The 17,814-nt window shown below is 70.9% G+C and carries 15 protein-coding genes; 4 read left to right on the top strand and 11 right to left on the bottom strand.

Annotation, left to right across the window (positions count from 1 at the left end):
• The first annotated feature begins 22 nt into the window (after window positions 1–22).
• Window positions 23–1,249 (top strand): McrC family protein, encoded by a 1,227-nt coding sequence (locus tag ACZ56L_RS02825; protein ID WP_471060815.1) that lies wholly within the window; start codon window positions 23–25, stop codon window positions 1,247–1,249.
• Window positions 1,250–1,954: 705 nt separating this feature from the next.
• Here ACZ56L_RS02825 and hydA read toward each other — a convergent pair.
• From hydA to ACZ56L_RS02800, 5 genes are all read right to left on the bottom strand, one after another.
• A complete protein-coding gene (gene hydA, locus ACZ56L_RS02820) occupies window positions 1,955–3,346 on the bottom strand; it encodes a dihydropyrimidinase (RefSeq protein ID WP_471060812.1) in 1,392 nt (463 codons plus the stop codon).
• Window positions 3,347–3,512: 166 nt separating this feature from the next.
• The gene (locus ACZ56L_RS02815) at window positions 3,513–4,796 is read right to left on the bottom strand and encodes an aspartate aminotransferase family protein (protein ID WP_345218256.1); all 1,284 of its coding nucleotides are present in this window, start codon (window positions 4,794–4,796) and stop codon (window positions 3,513–3,515) included.
• 40 nt (window positions 4,797–4,836) lie between these two features.
• Window positions 4,837–5,679 (bottom strand): nitrilase-related carbon-nitrogen hydrolase, encoded by an 843-nt coding sequence (locus tag ACZ56L_RS02810; RefSeq protein WP_401758971.1) that lies wholly within the window; start codon window positions 5,677–5,679, stop codon window positions 4,837–4,839.
• Between the two features lie 260 nt (window positions 5,680–5,939).
• The gene (locus tag ACZ56L_RS02805) at window positions 5,940–6,329 is read right to left on the bottom strand and encodes a PPOX class F420-dependent oxidoreductase (protein ID WP_471060809.1); all 390 of its coding nucleotides are present in this window, start codon (window positions 6,327–6,329) and stop codon (window positions 5,940–5,942) included.
• A 48-nt stretch (window positions 6,330–6,377) separates the two neighbouring features.
• Window positions 6,378–6,647, bottom strand: coding sequence for a helix-turn-helix domain-containing protein (locus ACZ56L_RS02800; RefSeq protein ID WP_345218251.1), 270 nt, complete (start codon window positions 6,645–6,647; stop codon window positions 6,378–6,380).
• 41 nt (window positions 6,648–6,688) lie between these two features.
• Between ACZ56L_RS02800 and map the strand changes: the two genes are divergently transcribed.
• Window positions 6,689–7,459, top strand: a complete 771-nt coding sequence (gene map, locus ACZ56L_RS02795; protein WP_468688676.1) for a type I methionyl aminopeptidase — start codon at window positions 6,689–6,691, stop codon at window positions 7,457–7,459.
• Window positions 7,460–8,052: 593 nt separating this feature from the next.
• On the opposite strand, the gene ggt is transcribed toward map, so the two are convergent.
• The 3 genes from ggt to ACZ56L_RS02780 all read right to left on the bottom strand — a co-directional run bounded on the left by ggt (window position 8,053) and on the right by ACZ56L_RS02780 (window position 12,110).
• Window positions 8,053–9,882, bottom strand: a complete 1,830-nt coding sequence (gene ggt / locus ACZ56L_RS02790; RefSeq protein ID WP_471060804.1) for a gamma-glutamyltransferase — start codon at window positions 9,880–9,882, stop codon at window positions 8,053–8,055.
• Between the two features lie 174 nt (window positions 9,883–10,056).
• Complete coding sequence (locus tag ACZ56L_RS02785) at window positions 10,057–11,319, bottom strand: cytochrome P450 (protein ID WP_471060801.1); 1,263 nt, start codon at window positions 11,317–11,319, stop codon at window positions 10,057–10,059.
• Window positions 11,316–12,110, bottom strand: coding sequence for an alpha/beta fold hydrolase (locus tag ACZ56L_RS02780; RefSeq protein WP_401758957.1), 795 nt, complete (start codon window positions 12,108–12,110; stop codon window positions 11,316–11,318). The genes ACZ56L_RS02785 and ACZ56L_RS02780 overlap by 4 nt, the downstream gene beginning before the upstream one ends.
• A 973-nt stretch (window positions 12,111–13,083) precedes the next feature.
• Between ACZ56L_RS02780 and ACZ56L_RS02775 the strand changes: the two genes are divergently transcribed.
• Window positions 13,084–13,923 carry an SAM-dependent methyltransferase gene (locus ACZ56L_RS02775; protein ID WP_471060798.1) on the top strand — a complete coding sequence of 280 codons (840 nt, stop codon included), beginning with the start codon at window positions 13,084–13,086 and terminating at the stop codon, window positions 13,921–13,923.
• A gap of 19 nt (window positions 13,924–13,942) precedes the next feature.
• On the opposite strand, the gene ACZ56L_RS02770 is transcribed toward ACZ56L_RS02775, so the two are convergent.
• The 3 genes from ACZ56L_RS02770 to ACZ56L_RS02760 form a co-directional block, all read right to left on the bottom strand.
• The gene (locus ACZ56L_RS02770) at window positions 13,943–14,923 is read right to left on the bottom strand and encodes a helix-turn-helix domain-containing protein (protein ID WP_471060795.1); all 981 of its coding nucleotides are present in this window, start codon (window positions 14,921–14,923) and stop codon (window positions 13,943–13,945) included.
• A 137-nt stretch (window positions 14,924–15,060) separates the two neighbouring features.
• Window positions 15,061–15,291: a DUF397 domain-containing protein gene (locus tag ACZ56L_RS02765; RefSeq protein ID WP_345218237.1), complete on the bottom strand. Its 231-nt coding sequence runs from the start codon at window positions 15,289–15,291 to the stop codon at window positions 15,061–15,063.
• A 210-nt stretch (window positions 15,292–15,501) separates the two neighbouring features.
• Complete coding sequence (locus tag ACZ56L_RS02760; RefSeq protein WP_401758948.1) at window positions 15,502–16,134, bottom strand: PH domain-containing protein; 633 nt, start codon at window positions 16,132–16,134, stop codon at window positions 15,502–15,504.
• A gap of 414 nt (window positions 16,135–16,548) precedes the next feature.
• On the opposite strand from ACZ56L_RS02760, the gene ACZ56L_RS02755 reads away from it, so the two are divergent.
• Window positions 16,549–17,748 carry a L,D-transpeptidase gene (locus tag ACZ56L_RS02755; RefSeq protein ID WP_401758945.1) on the top strand — a complete coding sequence of 400 codons (1,200 nt, stop codon included), beginning with the start codon at window positions 16,549–16,551 and terminating at the stop codon, window positions 17,746–17,748.
• The last annotated feature ends 66 nt before the right edge of the window (window positions 17,749–17,814 follow it).

The following is a 17,814-nucleotide window of genomic DNA, read 5'->3' as shown; positions in this document are numbered from 1 at the left end:
GGCCGTCGCTTCCTGCCTCCAAGTGCGTGCACTGGACCAGAGCCGCCTGGAAATCCGCGCCGACGCCCACATCGGTGTCCTCTCGCTCGACGCCCTCGACATCCACGTCGCCCCCAAGCTCATCGGCACGAACCTGGATGTCCTGCGTATGGCCGCCTACGCCGCCGACACCACGGCGTTCCACCACCTCGACGCTGCCCGCACCATGGCGACCGGCGGGCCCCACCTGCGCGACCTGATCTGCCGCCTCCTGACCCTCACCAGCGCTCGGCTCCTCCACGGCGGCTTGCGCCATGACTACCTCACCCGCACCCAAGCGCTCCCCGCCCTGCGCGGCCGGCTCCTCGCCGACCGCCAACTCCTCCTCCGCCACGGTCGCCTGGACCTCCTGGAGTGCCGCTACGACGAGCACTCCACCAACATCCCCGACAACCAGATCTGCGCCGCAGCCCTCGCTCTGGCGGCCCGCACCGCGTCCGACCCAGCGCTCCGGGCCACGGCCCGCCGCCTGGCCACCGACTTCGCCGCGCAGTGCGATCCCGCTGCCCTGTCCTCCGACGCCCTCACCACACCGCCCGCCTACGGCCGTCACAACTCCCACTACCGCCCCGCCCACCACTGGGCCCGGCTCCTCCTCACCGGCACCGCGATCCGTGACCTCTACTCACCAGGGACTGCAAGTTCCCGGTCCTTCTTCCTGGACATGAACGTCCTCTTCGAGGACTTCGTCAGCCGCCTCGTCGGCCAGGCGCTCGCCCCGCACGGCATCACCGTGCACTCCCAGCGCCGCCACCGGGGCATCCTCGTCCACGAGCACACCGCCGCCACCCATACCGAGGTCGTCCCCGATCTCCTGCTCACCACAGGCCACGGCCCGGCCGCCACCCGCCACCCCGTGGACGCCAAGTACAAGCTCTATGCCGACCGAAAACTCTCTTCCTCGGACCTCTACCAGGCATTCCTCTACGCCCACTCCCTGGCCGCCGAGCCAGATCCCCTGACCCCGCCCCAGTGCACGATCCTCTACCCGGGGCCCCCGAACACCCCGCCTCGCACCGTCGTCGTCCGGACCTCCGCCGGCCGCCCCGCCGCCCGCATCACCGCACTCGCCTTGGACGTCCCCGGCACCCTCGGTCACCTCGCCGACGGCCACGACCAAGCCGCCTTCGAGCCCCTCACCGAGTGGTTCACCGTGCCGGGACAGAGACACCCGCGCCTCTGGAGGAACAGTGTGGAAACCATCCGCTGACGGCCCGTCACAGGCAGGGCGGTCACCGTGAATTCCACCGCACCGTCATTTCTAGCGGTATCTCAGAAGCTGCTGTCTTTCCGGCCCTGAGGGCGTCGTTCTCCCTGGTGGGGAGCGTTACGCATACCTCCGACGCCCATCAGCCCGGCACTGCGTAGGTCTTCGAGGGCCGGGGGCACGACGCCGTGCCGGATCATCCTGCAGGCCAAGGGGACCAGGCAATTGACCGACGAGCCGTTCCTTGACGTGCTGCTCGATGAAGAGATGGTCCGCGCTGCCGGTCTCTTCCGACACCCTGTGGCACGACGTGCTGTTGCCGGAGCGGTCCGGGTGACGGGCGAAGTGGCAGAGCTTCGTCTCGTACCGCTTCGTCATCAACTTCTCACCGCAGCCGCCGAGTGCCGCACCAAAAGTTGTCCAGCCCGAATCGCCGGCGGAACTCATCCAGGTTGTGCGCCTCCTCGGGAAGGATCACGGGGCGGTGTCCGCCACGAGCGACCGCCCGATTGGCACTCGTACAGTCGAGTCGCCCGTACAGAAGCTGGGACCGATTGCCGCCGAGAGCGTCGGGAAGTCCGGAGAGGTATGACCCCGCCGGTCGACACCGAGGAGGGTGTAAGCCCGGGTGAAATCGTCATTGGTCATGCGCACATCGTGGAGCGGCCGACGAAGGCAGTGATCACCGGGGTCGGCAGAACAACCCTGTCAGTTGAGGTACTGAGTAGCAGCTCGGGCGAGGTACGTGCCGTGTCCGGCCCGCCCCTTGAACTCCCCTCGCTCCATGACCACTTCGCCGCGCGACAGCACGGTTTCCACCCGCCCGGAGACGCGCCGGCCCTCGTACGCCGAGTAGTCGACGTTCATGTGGTGCGTGGCCGCCGAGATGACCTGCTCGGCGGCCGGGTCGTAGACGACGATGTCCGCGTCCGCGCCCGGCGCGATCGTCCCCTTCCTCCCGTACAGGCCGAACATCCTGGCCGGTGTGGCGCACGCGATCTCGATCCAGCGGCGGCGGGTGAGGTGGCCGTCGACGACGGCCTGGTGGAGGAGGTCCATGCGGTTCTCGACGCCCGGGAGCCCGTTGGGGATCTTGGAGAAGTCGCCGCGGCCCCGTTCCTTCTGGCCGGTGAAGCAGAAGGGGCAGTGGTCGGTGGAGACGACCTGGAGGTCATTGGTGCGCAGGCCGCGCCAAAGGGCCGCCTGGTGTTCCCGGGGGCGCAGGGGGGTCGAGCAGACGTACTTCGCGCCCTCGAAGTCGGGCTCGGCGAGGTTGTCGGTGGAGAGGAAGAGGTACTGGGGGCAGGTCTCGCCGAAGACCGGGAGGCCCTTGTGGCGGGCCGTCGCGATTTCGTTGAGGGCTTCCTCGGCCGACACGTGGACCACGTAGACCGGAGCGCCGGCGACCTGCGCGAGCTTGATGACGCGGTGTGTGGCCTCCGCCTCCAACAAAGCCTTGCGGACCTCGCCGTGGTACCGGGGGTCGGTCTCGCCGCGGGCCAGGGCCTGTTCGACCAGGACGTCGATGGCGAGGCCGTTCTCCGCGTGCATCATGATCAGGCCGCCGTTGGACGCGGCCTTCTGCATCGCGCGCAGGATGTCGCCGTCGTCGCTGAAGAAGACCCCGGGGTAGGCGGTGAAGAGTTTGAACGAGGAGACTCCTTCGGCGACCAGGCCGTCCATCTCCTTGAGGGACGACTCGTTCACGTCCGACATGATCATGTGGAAGCCGTAGTCGATCGCGCACTTGCCGTCGGCCTTCGCGTGCCACGCGTCGAGGCCCGCGCGGAGGCTCTGGCCCGGGGACTGGATGGCGAAGTCGATGATCGTGGTGGTGCCGCCCCACGCCGCCGCCCGCGTGCCGGACTCGAAGGTGTCGGAAGCGAAGGTTCCGCCGAACGGCATCTCCATGTGGGTGTGCGCGTCCACGCCGCCCGGGATCACGTACTTGCCCGTGGCGTCGATCGTGCGGTCCGCCGTCCAGCTCTGGGTGCCGGGGGCGGCCAGAGCCACCACCCGGCCGCTCTCGATCAGGACGTCGGCGTGCGTCTCCTCGGCAGCGGTGATCACGAGACCGCCGGTGATCTGCGTGCGTGTCATGGCTGTGCTCTCCTTCGCTGCGGCCCGTCTGCCGGCTCGCTCCCACGGCGCGTCCGCCGCCGGGCTTCGCGTGCCGCGCGTCCGCCCTCGATCCGTGCGTCGGCGTGGTCTTCGTTGGGGGGCGGCCCACCGCGCGGAGGGCCGCCCCCGGGAGGGACGAGCTGGACTACACGCTCCGCAGGGCGCGTTCCAGGACGGCCGCGCCCTCCTCCGCCTCCGCCACCGTCAGCGAGAGCGGCGGGGCGATGCGCAGCACGCTGGTGTTGTGGCCGCCGCCCTTGCCCAGCAGGAGGCCGCCCTCGCGGGCCGCTTCCTGGACCTGGCCGGCCGCCTGCGGCCAGGCCTGGTCGGTGCCGGGGCGGACGATCTCGATGCCCGCCATCAGGCCCCGGCCGCGTACCTCCCGTACGCAGGGAGTCGCCGCGCCGATCGCGCGCAGGCGTTCCAGGAGGAGGCCGCCGACGCGGCGGGAGTTGCCCTGGAGGTCGTGCTCCAGGAGGTACGAGAGGTTGGCGAGGCCGGCGGCCATGGTGATCGGCGAGCCGCCGAAGGTGGAGATGGAACCGGAGTCGATGCAGTTCATGACCTCGGAGCGGGCGACGACACCGCCGATGGACATGCCGTTGCCGATGCCCTTGGCGAAGGTCATGATGTCCGGCGGGCCGTTCTCGGCGTGTGCCTGCCAGCCCCAGAAGTGGTCGCCGGTGCGGCCCCAGCCGGTCTGCACCTCGTCGGCGATCCACAGGATGCCCTCGCGGGTGAGCACCTCGCGGAAGGCCGCGTAGAGGCCGTCGGGCGGGGAGGTGAATCCGCCGACGCCCTGGATCGGCTCGGCGATGAGTGCGGCGACCTGGCCGCGGGTCTGGCCGAGCACGTCCTCCAGGTCGGCGACGCACGCCTCGATGAACTGGGCGTCCGAGAGGTGCGCGAAGGGGCCCCGGTAGCGGACGCCCCCGTGGACGTACAGCGTCTGGAGCGGGGAGAGGCTGGTCGGCGACCAGTTGCGGTTGCCGGTGAGGCCCACGGTGGAGAAGGAACGGCCGTGGTAGCTGTTGCGCATCGCCAGGAGCTGGTTGGAGCGGCGGTACGTCGTCGCCAGCATCAGCGCCGTGTCGTTGGCCTCGGTGCCCGAGGTGGTGAAGAAGACGCGGGCGTCGGGGATGCCGGAGAGGTGGGCGACCCGTTCCGCGAGGTCGATCATGGGTCGGTTGAGGTAGAGGGTGGAGGAGTGGATGAGGCGGGACGCCTGTTCCGTGACCGCCTTGGTGACCTCGGGGAGGGCGTGCGCGGTCATCGTGGTGAGGATGCCGCCGAAGAAGTCGAGGTACTTGCGGCCCTCGGCGTCCCAGACGTGGCGGCCCTCGCCGTGGGTGAGCTCGATCGGGTTCTGGTAGTAGAGGGCGAGCCACTCGGGCAGGACGGCCTGGTGGCGGGAGTGCAGGTCGGTCATGGCTGGGCCAGTCCTTCGTGGGGTGCGGACGCGTCGGAGTTCAGGGCTTGACCAGTCCTTCGTACGCGTCGGGGCGGCGGTCGCGGTAGAACGCCCACTGCTGGCGCACGTCCTCGATGAGGTCGAAGTCGAGGTCGCGGACCACCAGTTCCTCGCTCTTGTCGGACGCCGGCTCGCCGACGAACTGGCCGCGCGGGTCCACGAAGTAACTGGTGCCGTAGAAGTCGTTGTCGCCGTACTCCTCCTGGCCGACGCGGTTGATCGCGGCGACGAAGTACTCGTTGGCGACGGCGGCGGCCGGCTGCTCGAGCTGCCACAGGTGGGCGGAGAGCCCGCGCGAGGTGGCGGAGGGGTTGTAGACGAGCTGGGCGCCTTCGAGGCCCAGTTGCCGCCAGCCTTCCGGGAAGTGGCGGTCGTAGCAGATGTAGACGCCGACGCGGCCGACGGCGGTGTCGAAGACCGGCCAGCCCAGGTTGCCGGGCTTGAAGTAGTACTTCTCCCAGAAGCCCTTGACCTGGGGGATGTGGTGCTTGCGGTACTTGCCGAGGTAGCTGCCGTCGGCGTCGATGACGGCGGCGGTGTTGTAGTAGAAGCCGGAGGACTCGCGCTCGAAGACCGGGACCACGATCACCATGCCGGTCTCACGGGCCAGGTCCTGCATGCGGCGGGTGGTCGGCCCCTCGGGGACGGCCTCGGCCCAGCGGTAGTGCTCGGCCTCCTGGACCTGGCAGAAGTAGGGGGCGTTGAACACCTCCTGGAAGCCGATGACCTTCGCTCCCTGCCGGGCGGCCTCCCGGGCGTGCTCCTCGTGCTTGGCGATCATGGATTCGGTGTCGCCGGTCCAGGTGGCCTGGACCAGAGCGGCGCGTACGACGTGGGCCATGACTCGACTCCGTTCAACCCGTTCAACCCGTACGGCTCGCACGACCCGCACGGCCGGACGCCCCGGACGTCCGACGGGACGTCAGAGACCCTCTACGCCCGTAGAGTTGGGACGTGGATGCTTGAACGTAAGCCGCGGCGCGGGGCGGGGCAAGACCATCGCCGCGAACCGGCGGAGTCGATCATGTTTCACACCCGCAGGGGTGAAGCCCCCCGCTCCGCGCCTTGACCGCAGGGCCCCTCGGCGAGCCGCCCGAAGCCTCAGGGCGCGAGCTCGATCCGGATGCCCACGTGCGGCCGCCGGCCCCGGCGCACGAGCCGCGCGGGCAGGTCCGTCATCCAGTACTGCCAGGTGTACTTGCGCGCGATCATCCCGCGCACCTCGCGCAGCCCCTCCGCGTCGAGCACGGCCGCCCGGCCCTCGACGGTCGGGGCGCCGGGAGTGAGCCTGCCGCGCAGGTCGCAGGCGGTGACGGTGACCCGGCCGTCGCGCCGGATCCGCTTCACCTTCCAGGACTCCTCGTTGGTCCACACGTACAGCGCCTCGCCGTCGCCCGCGACCCAGACGGGAGTGGCGACCGGGGTGCCGTCCTTGCGGAAGGTGGTGAGGCTGATGTAGCGGGTGCGGGAGAAGGCGCTCAGGAGGTCCATGCGCCGACCCTACGCGCGGCCCCCCGCCGCGCGGAGTCCGCTTCCCGTTTACGCCGTGCCCACGACCGGCATCAGTTCGCACTGCACCAGCAGCCCGTCCAGGGACAGGCCGAGCGTGCCGGCGAGCGCGGCGACCGTGAAGAAGGCCGGAGTCGGGGCGCGGCCGGTCTCGATCTTCCGCAGCGTCTCCGCGGAGAGCCCCGCGGCGGCGGCGACCTCGACGATCGTGCGGCCGCTCGCGGTGCGGGCTTCGCGCAGCAGCCGGCCGAGGCGTTCGCCGCGCTCGTGCTCTTCGGGGGTGAGGGGTGTTCGAACCATGGCGTTATTCTAATACCTCTCCGACCGGTATAGTAATTGGCATGGTGGAGATCAAGACAGACGCGTCCGTGGACGCGATGCGTGAAGCGGGCCGCGTGGTGGCCCGGGCCCTGGCGGCGGTCGAGAAGACGGCGGCGGTGGGGGTGTCCCTGCGGGAACTGGACGAGGTGGCGCGGGAAGTGCTGCGGGAGGCGGGGGCGGGCTCGCCGTTCCTCGACTACCACCCGGACTGGGCGCCGGTCCCCTTCCCCGCGGTCATCTGCGCCTCCGTGAACGACGCGATCGTGCACGGCATCCCGACGGACTACCGGCTGCGGGACGGCGACCTGGTGAGCATCGACTGCGGGGCGAGCCTGGACGGCTGGGTCGGCGACTCGGCGATCAGCTTCACGGTGGGCCGGGCACGGGAGGCCGACGTGCGCCTGATCGAGACGGCCCGGGCGGCCCTGGAGGCGGGGATCGCGGCCGCGGTCGTCGGCAACCGCACGGGCGACATCGCCCATGCGGTCGGCACGGTGTGCCGGGCGGCGGGCTACGGCATCCCGCAGGGCTTCGGGGGCCACGGGGTGGGCCGCACCATGCACGAGGGCCCGGAGGTCCCGAACGAGGGGCGCCGGGGGCGGGGCATGAAGCTCCGGCACGGGATGGTGATCGCGATCGAGCCGATGCTGATCGGGGGCGGCGGGGACGGGTATGGCTCGGCGCCCGACGGCTGGACCCTGTGCACGACGGACGGCAGCCGCGCGGCGCACGTGGAGCACACGGTGGCGGTACGGGAAGGGGGGCGGGCCCGGGTCCTGACGGCGCTCTGAGAAGCACCCCGAACCGGCCGGGCGGCGTGCCCCTTCAGGGGCGCGGGGAACTGCGCGAGCAACCACGACGCGCCCGCACGTTTCCCACCCGGGGGTGGTGCCCCTTCAGGGGCGCGAGGAATTGCGCGACCAGCCACGACGGACCCGCACGGGAACCGTTCTCCTTGGCCGCGCGGCGAGCGCTTTAGGTGGAGGGGCGGGTCCGGGGCCTCTCTGCCCGAGCCGGGCAGGGCTGAGGCGTCCGGCACCGGGGCTGGTATCCCGGCCTCGGCGGAGGAGCGTGCCCCGCACAGGCGCTCACGCAGGGGGCGGCACCCGGGCGGGCCGGGAGCGGAAGGGGCCGCCCCCTTGCCCGCCCTCCCCCAAGCTCTCGGCTTCGCTCGAGCAGGGGGCACCCCCCTCGCCCCCTCGGGGCGGCCCCGTCACCTAAGGGGGCGGGGGCCGGTGGAAGGGGAGGGAACGGGAGCAAAGGGGGCCACTCAGCCGGGGCACGGACCCAGCACCGGCCCGTGCAGCTCCGCCCGGCTCGGGTAGGGAGGCCCGAGGAGCCGTCCCACGGCCAGGCAGGCCGTACCGGACGGCCCCGGCGAGCCCTACGGCCGGACCACCATCGCCGAACCACCCCCCCGCCGCACCCTCTCCGCCGCCGCCAGCCACCGGCCGTCGCCCAGCCGCTGCACCCCCGTCGCCGCCCCGATCTCCGGGTTCAGCTTGAAGACGTGCCCGAGCCGCTCCAGCTCGCCCCGCACCGCGCTGTCCCACAGCCCCGGCTCCAGCTCGGTCGCGGCGGCGTTCCGCTGGCTGGCCCGCGGCGCGGCGATCGCGTCGACCAGCGGCAGGCCCCGGTCCACGTGCCCGATCAGACTCTGCAGCACGGTCGTGATGATCGTCGCCCCGCCCGGCGAACCGAGCGCCAGCACGGGCCGGTCGTGCCTGTCGAGGACGATCGTCGGCGAGATCGACGACCTCGGCCGCTTGCCCGGACCGGGCAGGTTCGGGTCGTGCACCGCCGGACTGGCCGGGGCGAAGGAGAAGTCCGTCAGCTCGTTGTTGAGCAGGAAACCCCGCCCGGGCACGGTGATCCCGCTGCCGCCGGTCGACTCGATGGTCAGCGTGTACGCGACGACGTTCCCCCACTTGTCCGCCGCCGTGAGGTGCGTGGTGTTCTCGCCCTCGTACGTCGTCGGCGCGGCCTTGCCCGAACTTCCGCACGTCCGCGACGGGTTGCGCGGGTCGCCCGGCGGCAGCGGGCTCACCAGCGCCTTGTCGTCCTTGATCAGGCACTCCCGCGAGTCCGCGTACTTCTGCGACAGCAGCCCCCGCGTCGGCACGTTCTCGAAGGCCGGGTCGCCGACCCACCGCCCCCGGTCCGCGAACGCGATCCGGCTGGCCTCGATGAACCGGTGCAGGTACTTCGCCTGGGACGCCTTGCGCAGGTCGGTCCGCTCCAGGATGTTGAGCGCCTCGCCGACGCTCGTGCCGCCCGACGACGACGGCGCCATCCCGTACACGTCGAGCCCCCGGTAGGAGACCTTCGTCGGGGCCCGCCGCTCGGTCTCGTACGCGCGCAGGTCCCTCTCCCGCAGGTCGCCGGCGCGCACCGTGCGGGTGGCCTTCGGGTCGACGGGCGGCTTCTGGACCGTACGGACGATGTCGCGTGCGAGGTCGCCGCGGTACAGCGCCCCGACTCCGTCCCTGCCCAGTTTCTGGTACGTCCGCGCCAGATCGGGGTTCTTGAACGTCGAGCCGACGACCGGCAGCCGCCCTCCCGGCAGGAAGAGCTTCGCGGAGTCCGGGAAGTCCCGGAAGCGGGCCTCGTTGCCCTGCGTCTGCGAGCGGAACGTCGCGTCGACGGTGAAGCCGTCCCGCGCCAGCTTCTCGGCGGGCTTCAGCAGGGTGCGCAGCGGCTTGGAGCCCCACGCGTCCAACGCCCTGTCCCAGGTGGCCGGCGTGCCGGGGGTGCCGACGCTGCGCCCGCTGGTCATGGCCTCCTCGAACGGGATCGGCTTCCCGTTCTCGACGAAGAGGTTCTTGTCGGCGCTCTTCGGCGCGGTCTCGCGCCCGTCGATGGTGCGCACCGTGCGGGACTCGGCGTCGTAGTAGACGAAGTAGCCTCCGCCGCCGATGCCCGCCGAGTACGGCTCGGTGACGCCGAGCGCGGCGGCCGTGGCGACGGCGGCGTCCACGGCGTTGCCGCCGTTCCGCAGCACCTCGATGCCCGCCGCCGACGCGTCCGCGTCCACGCTGGCCACCGCCCCGCCGTATCCGACGGCGACCGGCACCTTGGCGGGCGCGGCGTCGGCCTGCGGCGGACTCGCGGCGCCCGGCGGGGCCGCCCCGCCGACCGTGACGACGACGGCTGTCGCCGCCAGCAGGGTCAGCGCCCGAAATGCGGGCCGGGTGGACCGGGTGGGTCGGCGCATGCGTACCTCCAGGCGTGAGACGTCCGCGCAGCGTAGCCCCGGCGCCAGGCCCCCGCCAGGTGCCACGTGGTACGTCTCGCCCCTCGGGCCGGAACGTCATCCGTACGCAACAAGCCCGCCGGACCCGGCTGCCGCCACGACGCCTCCCGCCCGCCTCGCACCGGGGGCCGCCGCCTAACCCACCTCCAGTTCCAGGGACTTGACCCCGTTGATGAAGTGGGAGACGAGTCGCCGCGGCGGCCCGGCCGTCCGGTAGCGCGGCAGCACCCGCAGCGCCTCCTCGTGCAGGACGCGCAGTTGGAGGCGGGCGAAGTGCGCTCCGAGGCAGACGTGCGGGCCGTCGCCGAAGGACACGTGCGGGTTGGGCGAACGGGTGAGGTCGAGGCGGTGCGGGTCGGCGAAGACCCGCTCGTCGTGGTTGGCGGAGGCGTGGAAGACCACGACCTTGTCGCCCGTACGGAGCTTCCTTCCGGCGAGTTCGGTGTCCTCGGCGACGGTCCGCCGGAAACTGAGCACGGGCGGATGCCACCGCAACAGCTCCTCCACGGCCCGCCCCGTCTCCACGTCCCGCATGGCCTCTTGAGCCACCGGGTTCTCGGCGAGTGCCAGGAAGCCACCGGGTGCGGCACTGCGGACGGTGTCGTTGCCCGCGACGGTGAGCAGGAAGAAGAACATCTCCAGCTCGGCGTCGCCCAGCCGGGCCCCCTCCCCCGCCGTCCGCGCCGTCGCCAGCGCCGTCATCAGGTCCTCGCCGGGCCGCTCGCGCTTGTACGCCGCCAGCTCGCGGGCGTACGCGAACATCTCGCCCAGCATCGCGGGCGAGCGCGGGTTCACCGGCCGCCCGTCGGGCCCGCGCACCAGCCGGTCGGCCTCTTCGGGGTCCTGGTAGGCGATGACGCGTTCGGTCCAGTCCAGGAGCAGGCCGCGGTCGGCCGCCGGGACGCCGAGCAGGTCGGTGAGGTTGAGCAGCGCGTACTCGTCGGTGACGGCGGCGACCAGGTCGAAGACGCCGTCCTCGGCGTCCCGTACCGCCGCTTCCAGCAGCGTACGGGCCCGTTCCCGCACCCGGGCCTCGAACCGGTCGACGCGTCCCGGCGTGAAGGCCCGGCTGACGATCCGCCGCAACCGCCCGTGCTGCGGCGGGTCCTGATTGAGCATCATGCGCCGCACGAAGGGCAGGTCGGCCGGATCGGGGTCGCGGATCTGGGTGGCCCCGAGACAGGACGAGAAGACCCGGGCGTCCTTGAGGACCCGTACGACGTCGGCGTGCCGGGTCACCGCCCAGAAGCCGGGCCCGGCGGGCCAGCCGAGCACCTCGTACTCGTCCTGCCAGGCGACCGGCGCCACGTCCCTCAGCCACCGGTAGTCCTCGTGCGGGACGCCCCGTGCGTACCGGCGCGGGTCGTACACGTCAGGAACGTCCCGCACGTCCTTCACTCCGCCCCGGCCCCGGCCTCGTCCCCGTCCGCGCGCAGGAAGTCCTCGACCGTCCGCACGAGTTCGAGGGGCGTCTCGTCCATGGCGTAGTGCCCGGCGCCGCCGATCTCGGCCAGTTCGGCCCGCGCGTACCAGCGCATCCAGGTCTCCCGCGTCAGGGCGGCCCCCAGTGCCGGGTCGAGCGCGCCGACGACCGCGAGCGCGGGCACGGGCGACCCCATGACGTCCTCGTGGAAGTCCTCCCCGGCCCACGAGTCCAGCCACGCCCGGAACGCCTTGGCGTCGCTGCGGCCCACCGACTGCTGGACCATCCGGTCGAGCCAGGCGGACGGCCGGTTGCCGCCGGTGGTGAGGTCGAGGATGACCCGCCGGTTCTCGGGCCGGTCGGCCGCTTCCGCGAAGAGTTCCCACTGCTCGGGGGGCATCGGCAGCCCGCTCGCCGGCACCGGCGACACCCCCACCAGCCGCCGCACCCGCTCCGGAGCCGCGGCCACGACCCGCTGGACGACGCTGCCGCCCATGGAGTGCCCGACCAGCGAGAACCGCTCCCAGCCGAGGTGATCGGCGACGGCGAGCACATCGGCGGCGCCCTCGCGGGTGGTGAAGGACCCGCCCGTGTTCAGCGACTCCCCGTACCCCCTCAGGTCGACGAGGGCGTACCGGAAGGTCTCCAGATCGAGGTCGGGCAGGATCGCGGCGTAGGCGCTGCGGTCGGCGAACCACCCGTGCACGGCGAGCACGTGGTGCGAGCCCTCGCCGACGAGGGTGTGGGGCAGGACGTGAGGGGCCATCGGGTCTCCGATCGGACACTGCCGAGCACCCGGCTCGGCGGGCCTCCACGGTGGCCCGGCGGGGCCGGGGGGACAAGACCGCGTCGCAGCGGAACGGTTCCTGGTCGGCAGCCGAATCGGAGTTGCAGCGTCCGTTTGCTTGCATGGGCAGTTGCACGCCAGAGATGTTCCATGATTTTTTTCTGGGCCCGCCGCCCGGCTCGGCAAACGCATCGCCGAAGTGCTTCTGGCATATTCGGCCCCATCGGCTCTCTCTGGACGGTTTCTGACCGAAATCCGTCCTCACGCGCCATGGAACGAGCTCGACGAGTTCCCTTTCTGAACGCTTCACCTTTCCGTCTGCCGCACGTCCGTGCGAATTCTCCGAGTGCATCGCGGACGCAAAGAATTCCCACCGTTTGCAGGAGAGGAAAAGCCCAGGGGAGAGGAAGCCAAGGGGGTTTCGGGCGGGCTAGGGTGACGGAAATAGGGCCTTGAGGCATGCACCGCCTCAAGGCCCACTCCGGAACTGCACCGACAACCAAGGAAGAGCCATGTCCAATTCCGACAGCACGGACCCGTTACCCGAAGACCCGGCCTCCGGTGAAAATACCACTCACCCTCCACCGGCAACCCCGCCCCGTCGACGGAATCCGAACCTTTTCGAACGGTTCGGAAGCCCCGCCCTCTCTCTCGCCTGCGCGGCGTGGTCGGCGTTTCACCACGCGGGACCCGACCTTGCCGACCTCGCGAGCCTGCTGCCCCCTCTGTTCCAGATCACGAGGGGGCTCTTGTCCCGCAGGCGCGACTCCGACGCCTAGGCGGCAACGGGCGGCCGGCCCGGCCGCCCGCCCCTCGTGGGTCTCGGTCTCGCACACGTCGTCAACCCCACTGCGACATCGCCCGATTGTGGTCTGTCCCACCGCTCGACCTGTCCCTAGCATGAGGCCACACCCGCGGCCGTGCCGGAACGGCCGCGGACCCTGGGAGACACATGAATCAACAGAAGACGGTCGGCCCGCACGCGATCGACGTCGACACACCGAGCGTGGCCCGCATGTACGACTGGCTGCTCGGCGGCATCGAGAACTACCAGTCCGACCGCGACGCCTGCGTGGAACTGCTCACCATCGCGCCCAGCACGAAGGAACTCGCCCTCAACAACCGCAACTTCCTTCGCCGGGTGGTGCGTGTCCTCGCCGAGGACTACGGAATCCGGCAGTTCGTCGACCACGGCTCCGGCCTGCCGACCCAGGACAACGTGCACCAGATCGCCCAGCGCGTCGATCCCGCGTCACACGTGGTCTACATCGACAACGACCCCATCGTCCTGGCCCACGGCCGCACGACGCTGGAGGAGAACGAACAGACCGCCATCATCAAGGCGGACATGCGCGACCAGGACTACATCACCGGGCACGCCGAGTACCGGCGGCTCATCGATCCCACCAAGCCCACGGCTGCCCTGTTCGTATCGGTCCTGCACTGTGTCCCCGACGAGGACGCGCGCACCCTCGTCGACACCGTGCGCGCCCACCTCAAGCCCGGCGACTTCATGGTGATCTGCCAACTGGCCAGCGAGCAGGCCGACGTTCGCGAGCGGGTGACCCGGCTGATGGACGTCAGCACGGGCGGCCACTGGGGCAGGGTGCGGAAGCCCGAGGAGGTGGAGGCCTACTTCGAAGGGCTCCGCATCCTCGACCCCGGATTCGGGAAGGGCGACGGCAAGGCGCCGCTCTGCGATGTCACCGACTGGCGGGCGGACTCCCAGGTGGTGCCCCGGCAGAAGAGCCAGGAGTGGATCGAGTGGGGCGGCGTCGGCGAGGTGCTGTAGCCGTCGGACGCGGTGGCCGTCAGGCACGTTCCTCGTCGGCCGCCGCGCGCTGCGCCGCCCCGAGGCGGGCCTGCTGCCGCGCGATCGCCTCATCGAGCATGTCCGCGCTGTCCCGTCGTGACGCCGCGACGTAGCTCAGCTCGTTGAGCACATGCCGGTACAGGTCCACCTGCGGCGGCTTGCTCAGGTAGAGCGCGCTGTCGATGAGCTCGACGTACACCAGCTCGGCCGGACCGCCGTCATGGAACTTCAGATGGGTGATCGGATAACTCGGCGCGATGCTCGCGCTGACGTCAGTGTCCTCGAAACGCACGATGCGGACGTGGATGCCGCCGCCGTTCGCCACTCTCTTCAGGTGCAGCAACTGCTCCAGCATGACCCGGGGGCCGCCCACCGGGCGCAGCAGGACACTTTCGTCCAGCAGCGCCACCATCATGGGCGACTGGGCCCCCCGCAGAATGCGCTGCCGGCGAAGGCGCAGCTCGACGCGTCTCTCGATCTCCAGCACTGTCGCGCCGGGCACGGCGGCGCCGACCACCGCCCGCGCGTAGTCCGGCGTCTGGAGGAGCCCCGGAACTATGTGGTTCTCGTACGTGTAGATGCGTTCCGCCGCACCCTCCAGCCCGATCAGCCGACGCAAGTACCCGGGAGTCACATCGGCGTACTGGCTCCACCAGTGGCTCTCCTGCGTGTGCCGCAGCAGGCTCTCGATCTCGAACGTCTCCATCGGGCTCAACCGGTAGTACTTCATCAGGTCCCGGACGTCCCGCTCCTTGGGAGGGCTCTCGCCCCGCTCCAGGCGGCTGACCTTCGAGACCGACCCCCTGATCACCGGGGCGACGTCCTTGAGCCCGAGCCGGCGCTCCTGGCGCAGTTGGCGCAGATGCTCGCCGAGCACCCGGGCGGCGGCCTCCGACTTCCCCCGGAACGCCCCGTCCCGTGCGGCTCCCCGGCCGATCCGCTCCTCCGGCACGTCGTCTCGGAAGCGATCGGCAGGCATGCACACTCCAGGGGAAGGCGACACGAAGGGCCAGCGTCCCAGACTGGGGCTGCCGCACCCGCCGGGACAACCTTTGCCCAAAGCTGTGCGGGGGCCGGTGTCCCGGCCCCCGCACAATCCCCTTCACCGGGACGGAGTCAGTTCCCGAATCCGTCGAACTCCCCGGCCTTCGCTCCGGCCACGAAGGCTTCGAGTTCCGCCCCGGTGTAGATCAGGGCCGGCCCCTCCGGGTCGCGGGAATTGCGCATCGCGACCGATCCCCCGGGAATCGCCGCCAGTTCGACGCAGTTGCCGCCCGCGCTGGCGCTGCTCTTGACCCACGTGACGCCCGGGATGCTGCTCGCGGCAACACCGTTGCACATCTGCATTCGGCCACCTCTCTCGAGTGCGAAGACCCTCGTGAAATCCCATATGCAATTGCACGGGCGAGGGATACGAGGAGCGTAGACCCGCGTGCCGCAGGCACGTAGTCCCCAAAAGAGTGTGGTTGAGCGGGAATTGACCCCGCGATGCGCTGCCTCGTTCGAGGAATCGTCACTGCCGGGCCGCATACGCACGGCGCCCCGCGCCGCCCGGCTTCAGCGCCGCAGGTCCTCCACGTACAGGGTGGGCGGCGCGTACGCGCGCAGCATGCGCAGCGCGTCGTCCAGGGCGAAGGCGAAGACGTACGTCTCGAAGCACAGGCCCTGCTTCACGCGCGGCGCGCTGCCCGTCATCAGGGAGAACCTGCGGTACGCGGCCCGCGGGCGCGAGACGTACGGCAGCGCGCCCGCCGAGGACGCGCGGGCCTCCACGATCAGGAACTGGCCGGCCCGCACACCCGCCACCCGCACCGCCAGGACGTCGTCCCAGGGGATCGTGCGCTCGGCGAGGAGGGGCAGCCGCACCGAGACCCCGTCCCGGTCCGCCCCCAGGGTCAGCGGGCGGACCAGGTAGCCGCAGTAGGTCACGGTGACGAACAGGAGCAGCAGGCCGAGGAAGGACATCAGCGCACCGGAGAGCGCGGCGTTGTTGCCGCCCCGGACGACCGCGAAGACGGTGTAGCCCCACATCACGGTGACGACCACCGCCGCGATGGGCATCGCCCTGACGACCCCGCGCAGCGGCAGCTCCATTCTGGTGTCCCCCGCCGGGACCGCGTCCTGCGGATCCTGGGGGCCCTGCGCCTCCGACGGGTACGGCGGGTCCTGCGGGTCCTGTGCATGCGTCATGGTCAGAGCTTCGGCGCTGTGCGGTCCCGGCACCAGTACCCGACGGTGATCGGCCCGGTCCGTCCACCGGACCGCCGCGGTCCCGGCCCGTGACCGCCTGCTGCGGCGTCCGGCCGGCGAACCTGCCCGGCAGTGGCCGACGACGGGGGTGATCATGATCCTCCCCGTGGTGATCCGCCGCTGGAAGTCCGGCACACACCACGGAACCCTCCACGAGGACACGGTTCCTTCGCCGTCGCAAGGGGCCGCAGGTCCCGCTGTCCAGGGACTTTCGTCCGCGGCCGCTGCGGGACTTGTCACAAACCCCCTCCCCCGTTTGGTGCAACCGGGGCCTTCCGGATTACCTCCTACAGAGAGGACGAACGACAGGCAGACGCACCCGCACGACCACGCACCGCCACGGAGGTTTTCCAGTTGACCCGCATACGCCGCCCGCACGCCCGGCTCCGTACCGTCACGCTCGCCGGTACCGCCGTGCTCGCCGCAGCCGCGCTCACCGCCTGCAACGGCGACGGTGGCAGTGCGGCCGCCGCGGCCGCCAAGGAGACGCCGCAGACCAAGGTGTCGGTGAGTGCCTCCGGCAAGCAGGCCAAGGCGGGCGAGCCGGTCAAGGTGACCCTCACCGGGGGCGGCAAGCTGGACTCGGTCACCGTCAAGGACACCAAGGGCGGCACGCTGACCGGCCAGATATCCGCCGACGGCACGTCCTGGACCTCCGCGCGCACCACCTCCCCCGGCACCAGCTACACCGTCGAGGCGAAGGCCGCCGGCGCCACCGCGACCAAGGCGGACTTCACCACGCAGGCCGCCGACAAGGTCAACAAGCTGACCATCGCCCCCGGCAAGAACACCACCATCGGCATCGCGCATCCGGTGTCGATCGTGTTCGACAACCCGGTCAAGAACAAGGCCGACGTCGAGAAGCACCTCAAGCTCACCACCTCGAACAACACCGAGGGCTCCTGGGGCTGGATGACCGACTACTCCGGCAAGGACCGCGTCGACTGGCGCCCCAAGGACTACTGGAAGTCCGGCACCAAGATCACCCTGAACGCCGACCTGAACGGCGTGGACTCGGGCAGGGGCGGCGGCTGGTTCGTCCGCGACTACACGACGAACTTCACGGTCGGCAAGAACCAGATCGTCAAGGTCGACCTCGACAACCACCGCCTGAAGCTGATCCGCGACGGCGAGACCGTCAAGGACGCCCCGATGTCGGCGGGCACCCCGGGCGGCGACAAGGCGTCCTGGCGCGGCAAGACGGTGCTGATGTCGAAGGAGGGCACCATCAACATGCGCTCCGAGACGGTGGGCCTGACCGGCAGCGACAGCTACGACAAGATGGTCGACTACTCGATGCGGCTGACCTGGTCGGGCATGTACGCGCACGCGGCCCCGTGGAACAGGGCCTACTTCGGCAACACCAACCACAGCTCGGGCTGCATCGGCATGAGCGACTCCGACGCCAAGGCCGTCTACGACGCCGTGCAGATCGGCGACCCCTTCGAGGTCACCGGCTCCGGCTCCAAGGGCACCCAGGCCCTCAACAACGGCTACGGCAACTGGAACGTCTCCTGGGCCGACTGGCAGGCCAAGAGCGCCCTGAAGAGCTGACGGCGGCACGGCCCTGATCCCCCGGCCCTCGGCGGGCACCACCCGTCCGGCACGCAGCTGACCTTC

Source organism: Streptomyces sp. NPDC039736 (assembly GCF_055596485.1).
Note: the sequence above shows the minus strand (reverse complement) of the source record. Positions and strands in the feature narration are given on the sequence as shown.

Excerpts from the sequence above, each read along its gene's own strand:
- ACZ56L_RS02780 (WP_401758957.1), bottom strand. The coding sequence starts at position 12,110 with ATGGCCCCTCACGTCCTGCCCCACACCCTCGTCGGCGAGGGCTCGCAC.
- ACZ56L_RS02775 (WP_471060798.1), top strand. The coding sequence starts at position 13,084 with ATGAATCAACAGAAGACGGTCGGCCCGCACGCGATCGACGTCGACACA.
- ACZ56L_RS02765 (WP_345218237.1), bottom strand. The coding sequence starts at position 15,291 with ATGCAGATGTGCAACGGTGTTGCCGCGAGCAGCATCCCGGGCGTCACG.
- ACZ56L_RS02800 (WP_345218251.1), bottom strand. The coding sequence starts at position 6,647 with ATGGTTCGAACACCCCTCACCCCCGAAGAGCACGAGCGCGGCGAACGC.
- ACZ56L_RS02760 (WP_401758948.1), bottom strand. The coding sequence starts at position 16,134 with ATGACGCATGCACAGGACCCGCAGGACCCGCCGTACCCGTCGGAGGCG.
- ggt (WP_471060804.1), bottom strand. The coding sequence starts at position 9,882 with ATGCGCCGACCCACCCGGTCCACCCGGCCCGCATTTCGGGCGCTGACC.
- ACZ56L_RS02815 (WP_345218256.1), bottom strand. The coding sequence starts at position 4,796 with ATGACCGACCTGCACTCCCGCCACCAGGCCGTCCTGCCCGAGTGGCTC.
- ACZ56L_RS02770 (WP_471060795.1), bottom strand. The coding sequence starts at position 14,923 with ATGCCTGCCGATCGCTTCCGAGACGACGTGCCGGAGGAGCGGATCGGC.
- hydA (WP_471060812.1), bottom strand. The coding sequence starts at position 3,346 with ATGACACGCACGCAGATCACCGGCGGTCTCGTGATCACCGCTGCCGAG.
- ACZ56L_RS02805 (WP_471060809.1), bottom strand. The coding sequence starts at position 6,329 with ATGGACCTCCTGAGCGCCTTCTCCCGCACCCGCTACATCAGCCTCACC.
- ACZ56L_RS02810 (WP_401758971.1), bottom strand. The coding sequence starts at position 5,679 with ATGGCCCACGTCGTACGCGCCGCTCTGGTCCAGGCCACCTGGACCGGC.
- map (WP_468688676.1), top strand. The coding sequence starts at position 6,689 with ATGGTGGAGATCAAGACAGACGCGTCCGTGGACGCGATGCGTGAAGCG.